Origin of the sequence: Streptomyces phytophilus (assembly GCF_013870535.1) — a bacterium.
GTDB lineage: Bacteria > Actinomycetota > Actinomycetes > Streptomycetales > Streptomycetaceae > Streptomyces > Streptomyces phytophilus.
This window is the reverse complement of the sequence record NZ_JACBXC010000395.1, coordinates 1-4,860: the sequence shown is the minus strand read 5'-3', so window position 1 is coordinate 4,860 and position 4,860 is coordinate 1. Positions and strand designations below refer to the sequence as shown.

Annotated in this window: 7 protein-coding genes; 3 read left to right on the top strand and 4 right to left on the bottom strand. The window is 74.7% G+C overall.

The annotated features are described in order from the left end of the window. Window positions 1-608: GntR family transcriptional regulator (locus H5J30_RS17700; protein ID WP_181788389.1), on the top strand; the 608-nt coding region annotated here is incomplete at its 5' end. Between the two features lie 18 nt (window positions 609-626). On the opposite strand, the gene H5J30_RS17695 is transcribed toward H5J30_RS17700, so the two are convergent. The 4 genes from H5J30_RS17695 to H5J30_RS17680 form a co-directional block, all read right to left on the bottom strand. After that, window positions 627-1,982 (bottom strand): type I glutamate--ammonia ligase, encoded by a 1,356-nt coding sequence (locus H5J30_RS17695; RefSeq protein WP_220189035.1) that lies wholly within the window; start codon window positions 1,980-1,982, stop codon window positions 627-629. Window positions 1,983-2,112: 130 nt separating this feature from the next. Beyond that, window positions 2,113-2,592: a VOC family protein gene (locus tag H5J30_RS17690; protein ID WP_181788388.1), complete on the bottom strand. Its 480-nt coding sequence runs from the start codon at window positions 2,590-2,592 to the stop codon at window positions 2,113-2,115. A 12-nt stretch (window positions 2,593-2,604) separates the two neighbouring features. Next, on the bottom strand, window positions 2,605-3,537 hold the full coding sequence (locus H5J30_RS17685) for a DUF5996 family protein (RefSeq protein ID WP_181788387.1): 933 nt from the start codon (window positions 3,535-3,537) through the stop codon (window positions 2,605-2,607). Window positions 3,538-3,553: 16 nt separating this feature from the next. Further along, the gene (locus tag H5J30_RS17680; protein WP_181788386.1) at window positions 3,554-3,913 is read right to left on the bottom strand and encodes a UBP-type zinc finger domain-containing protein; all 360 of its coding nucleotides are present in this window, start codon (window positions 3,911-3,913) and stop codon (window positions 3,554-3,556) included. 172 nt (window positions 3,914-4,085) lie between these two features. Here H5J30_RS17680 and H5J30_RS17675 point away from each other — a divergent pair, with 172 nt between their 5' ends. Continuing rightward, window positions 4,086-4,484, top strand: coding sequence for a CU044_2847 family protein (locus tag H5J30_RS17675; protein ID WP_181788385.1), 399 nt, complete (start codon window positions 4,086-4,088; stop codon window positions 4,482-4,484). A gap of 3 nt (window positions 4,485-4,487) precedes the next feature. Beyond that, on the top strand, window positions 4,488-4,860 hold a 373-nt coding region (locus H5J30_RS17670; RefSeq protein ID WP_181788384.1), incomplete at its 3' end, for a trypsin-like peptidase domain-containing protein.

Genomic DNA, 4,860 nt, shown 5'->3' with positions numbered 1-4,860 from the left:
AGTTCGCCGTCGCCGGGCAGGAGTTGCACACCGTCGTCCGCTCGCTGGACCCGGGCACCCCGCCGCCGCGTGCGCAGGCGTTCCTGCACACGGCGGACGCGCTGCGCCTGGAGCGCCTCCGCCTCGTCGGCGGCGACCCGCTGGCGTACGTACGCACCTGGCTGCCCGCCGCGAAGGTGCCGGGGCTGCGCGCCGAGGACCTGACCGACGCCTCGCTGCACCGGCTGCTCACCCGGAACTACGGGCTGCGGCCGGTCAGCGGCCGGCGGCAGGTCCGCGCGGTCGCCGCCGACGACATGCTCGCGGAGGCCCTGCGCACCGAGCCCGGCGGGCCGCTGCTGATGCTCGAAGGCGAGACCACCGACCAGCACGGGCACGCGCTGGAGTGGTTCACCACGTGGCACCGCGCCGACCGCGTGGTCTTCGACATCGACGTCTCCGAGACCACCGAGACCGTACGGCTGAGCGCGCTCGGCACCGCCCCCGAGGAGCCCGGGGGGACCGCCGCGCAGCCCCCCGGCACCCCGCGGGAGGCACCGGCGCCGACACCCGCCGACCTCGCCCGGGCCCGCGAACTCGCCGAGGAGCTGCGGCGCCTGCTCGGCTGAACGCCCGCGGCGCCCCGGTCAGTACCGCCGGCGGGTGGCTTCGACGGTCTCGTCGCGGGAGCGGTCGGCGAAGAGCCGGTCCTCCGCCTCGCGTACCGTCAGCAGCGCGTCGAAGAGGTGGTCGCCCATCGCCTTGCGCAGCACCACCGAGCCCCTGAGGTGCCCGAGCGCGTCCCCCAGGCCGGCCGGCAGCCGCTCGATGCCGCGCCGCTCCAGCTCACCGGGGTCCGCGCGCCCCGGGTCGGCCCCGAACTCCTCCGGCAGCCGCAGCGCGTCCTCGCACCCCGCCAGCCCGGCGGCGATGACCGAGCCCACCACGAGGTACGGGTTGGCCGCCTGGTCGAAGCACTTCAGCTCGGCGTTCGCGCGGTGGGACGCCTCGCTCGCCGGCCCGGTGACGAAGCGCAGCGCCGCCTCCCGGTTCTCCCAGCCCCAGCAGCCGTAGGCGCCGGACCAGCTGGACGGCGCCAGCCGCAGATAGCTCGCGGGGGAAGGGCAGCCGATCGCGGTCAGGGCGGGCAGCGACCGCAGCAGGCCGGCGAGGAACGCCTCGCCCTCCGGCGTCATGCCGCGCGGCCCCGTACCGCCGTGCAGCAGGTTGCGCCCGCCGCGCCACGGGCTCAGGTGCACGTGCCCGCCGTTGCCGATGCCCTCGGGTCCGGGCAGCGGGGCGAAGGAGGCGCGCAGGCCGTGGGCGTGCGAGACGGCGCGTACCGTGTGCCGGACCAGGACGGCGGTGTCGGCGGCGCCCAGGGGGTCCTCGGCGGCGGTGGAGACCTCGAACTGGCCCGGCTCGTACTCCGGGTGGATCTGGAGGACCTCCACCCCCTGCGCGGTGAGCGCGTCGACGACGTCGAGGAGGTACGCCCCGGAGTCCGCCAGCCGGGACAGCCCGTACGCGGGGCCGTCGCCCGGGCCGCCGGGGCCGAGGCTCCACTCCGTCTCGAACCCCATCCGCAGGCTCAGTCCCAGGCCGGCCGCGGCCTGCACCATGCGGTTGACGAAGGCGCGGTGGCACCCCGGGTACGGCTCGCCCGCCTGGTCGTACCGGTCCGCCGGCGCCCACGCCCAGCCGGGCTGTGCGGCGAGCCGGGTGAGCCGGTTCAGATCGGGCAGCAGGAGCAGGTCGCCGACGGGTCCGCCGTAGCCGTCAGCGCGGGCGATCGAGTCGTCCACGAGGAAGGTGTCGAACACCGGGGACATCCCGACGCCGTGGACGGCGAGCTTCGGCAGGCGGCCGAGCGGCACGGCCTTGACCCGGCCGATGCCCGCGTTGTCGACCCAGCTCAGCGCGATGAGCCGCACTCCCGCCTCGGACAGGCCGGCCATCGCCTGGTCCACCCACGCCACTTCGTCAGCCGTGTGCACAGTCATGCCGTCATGATCGGCCGGTCGGGTCGGCGATCCCCCCGCCACTCCACGGAGGCGGCGGCCATCACCCGATTGCCGCGTGGAACCGGTCGGTCCGGCGGCCTCACTCAACCGCGCGCCGCGGCCGGGCCGTTCAGCCGGGGAGGTCCTCGGGGCGCTTCTTCGCGAGCCTGCCTTCGAGCAGTCCGGTGGCCTGCCCCACCTCGATCAGGTAGCCGTCGGGGTCGCGCAGGTAGCAGCGCTTCTCCGCCCCGCGGTCGATCGGCGGGGTGACGAAGCGGGCCCCCTTGGCGCTCCACTCCCGGTAGACGGCGTCGATGTCGGCGACGCGGAGGTTCATGAAGCTGGAGACGGTGTCGCCCGGTTCGTAGTCCACCACCGAGATATCCGGCTTGTCGGGGGTCGGGCCGCCGCCGGGATTCATGATCACCCATGAGTTGGCGAGCTTGACCATGCAGGGGTTCTCCTCCAGGACGACCTGTCCGCCCAGGACCTCGCTGTAGAAGGCCCGGGAGCGCGCGACGTGCCTGACGGTCAGGAAGAGCGTGACGAGCATCCCGGTGCCGGGAGCGGGCAGGTTCTCCAGGTCGATGGCCGGCTGCTGTGCTGGCATGGGCGTCCCTTCTCAGCGCGGGGCGGCTCGGCGGGCGGGGTCGTCCTCCAGGGCCTCGCGGTCCCAGTCGCCGTTGACGGCGGCCGCCTCGTACGTGGCCTGGAGGAAGTCCAGCAGCAGGGCGTCCGGGTCCGCGGCGGTGCGCACCGCCTCGTACGGCAGGAGGTACTGGCTCCACTCCCGCGAGTAGCCGCCGGCCGGTACGGGGTGGTCGGCGAAGCCCGGGGGCTCCGGGTAGGCGTACGCGTAGAACATGCCCTCGCCGTCGCCGCCCGGCCAGAAGCCGGCGCTGCTCAGCTCGTGGGAGTAGCCCTCGGTCATCACCCAGTCCGCGCAGTTGGGGGTGCCGCCGGCGTGCGTGGGCGCCGTGCGCCCGGAGAAGCGGGTGACGGCCAGGTCCATGCCGCCCCAGAAGAAGTGCACGGGGCTGACCTTGCCGACGAAGCGCGAGCGGAACTCGGCCAGCACGCGTGCGGCCTGCACCAACTGGCCCCAGAAGGCGCGCGCGTGGTCCGGGTCGTACGAGGTGTGGGTGCGGTCCTCGGCGAACGGGATCGCCTCCTCCACCTCGACCGGGCGGGCCAGGATGGTGACGTCGATCCCGGCCCGGTGCAGGGCGTCCATCGTCTCGCGGTAGAAGTCGGCGACCGGCTTGGCCTCCAGCGCGACCGACTCCACGGCGCCGGTGGTCGTGCGCAGCAGCAACCGGTGGTCGACGAAGTCGAACTCCATGTCGAAGGTGCGCCGGCCCGGGATCGCGGACGTCGTCAGGCCGCGGGCGGACACGTACAACGGCACCTGCCACCAGTGGTTGACCATGGGCGCCAGCGCCAGCCGGACCTTGCCGACGATCTGGGTCCACATGTGCAGGGTCTCGCGGGTCTCCGCCCAGTCCCGTACGCGCAGCGCGGGCCAGGGGTCGGCGGCGGGAAGCACACTCGTCATCGACAGCTCCCGGCTCTCAGTTGAGGTGCTGCTGCCAGTCCGGCGGGACCATCCCCGCCGGGCCCGGCACCGGCTGGGCGTCGGGGTGCGCGGTCGGCGGGCTCATGGCGGGCCCGTCGAGGAACTGCCCCGTCTCCGCGTTCCAGAACCAGTCCTCGCCGGGCTCGAAGCTGGTCAGCACCGGATGGCCGCTCTCGCGCGCGTGCCTGCTCGCGTGCTGCGACGGCGAGGAGTCGCAGCAGCCGATGCGCCCGCAGGCGGCACAGCGCCGCAGGTGGAACCACCAGCCAGGCGCCTCGCTGGCCAGGCAGTCGGCGCAGCCATCCCCGCTGGGCGTGGCGGTGGGGTCGATTCCCGGTATTCGCTCGGCTTCCATGCCTCCATGCTGAGCGGAAAGGCCGGGACGGGCCCGCCGACTGGGCCGTTCGGGTGCCGCCGGGACGGAGTGGAGTGCGGGCACCGCCGAGGGGGCGTACGAGCGCCCGCATGCCGGCGGGTTGGCCGAAGTTCCATTCCCCCAGGGCGAGTTGCCCGCGAGAATACGAACCGTGAACACATCGTCTGACCTCGACCTCGACGACGGGACCCCCGTCCGGTTCCTGCTCTCCCCCGCCGCGGGCGCCGCGGAGCCCCCGGCACCGGACGACACGCCCGACGGCATGGGGCGGGCCGTTCCCGTCGGCGCCGTCGGCCGGGCCGTCGCGGGGCTGTCCGCAGGGGCGCTGCGCACCACGTTGAAGCCGCTGGCGCCGCTGCTGCAGGGAGTGCACGACGCCGTCACCGCCGCTCCGCGACCGCCCTCCGAGATCACCGTGACCCTGGGCGTCCAGGTCGGCGAGGACCTCCGGCTCGGCATCGTGGGCGGCACCGCACAGGCCCACCTCACGGTCACCGCGTGCTGGCGGCCGGACGGCGCCGAGGCCGGTCCCGCCCCCCGGGGGGAGTGACGGGTGGGATGGTTCGGATCCGCGTGGGACCCGGCGGACGACCCGGCCCTGCACGTCGTGACCGTGCTGCGGGCCGACGCCGAGAAGCCGGCGGGCGCGGGCTTCGTCTTCGGTGACGACACCGTGCTGACCTGCGCCCACGTCGTCAACGCCGCGCTCGCCCGGCCCATGCTCGAATCCCGCCCGCCGCGGTCCGCGGAGCTGGCGGTCACGGTCCACGGCGCGGCGCGCACGCGGCAGTTCACCGCCCGGGTGGCGCACTGGATCCCGCCGCGCACCCGCGACGGCGACCCCGTACCCGAAGGTGACGACGAGTGGCTCGGGGACCTCGCCCTGCTGCGGGTCGACGGTCCCGCGGGCGGCCTGCCCGCCGCAC

Coding starts and splice junctions, on each gene's coding strand:
- H5J30_RS17695 (WP_220189035.1), bottom strand. CDS start 1,982: ATGACTGTGCACACGGCTGACGAAGTGGCGTGGGTGGACCAGGCGATG.
- H5J30_RS17685 (WP_181788387.1), bottom strand. CDS start 3,537: ATGACGAGTGTGCTTCCCGCCGCCGACCCCTGGCCCGCGCTGCGCGTA.
- H5J30_RS17680 (WP_181788386.1), bottom strand. CDS start 3,913: ATGGAAGCCGAGCGAATACCGGGAATCGACCCCACCGCCACGCCCAGC.
- H5J30_RS17690 (WP_181788388.1), bottom strand. CDS start 2,592: ATGCCAGCACAGCAGCCGGCCATCGACCTGGAGAACCTGCCCGCTCCC.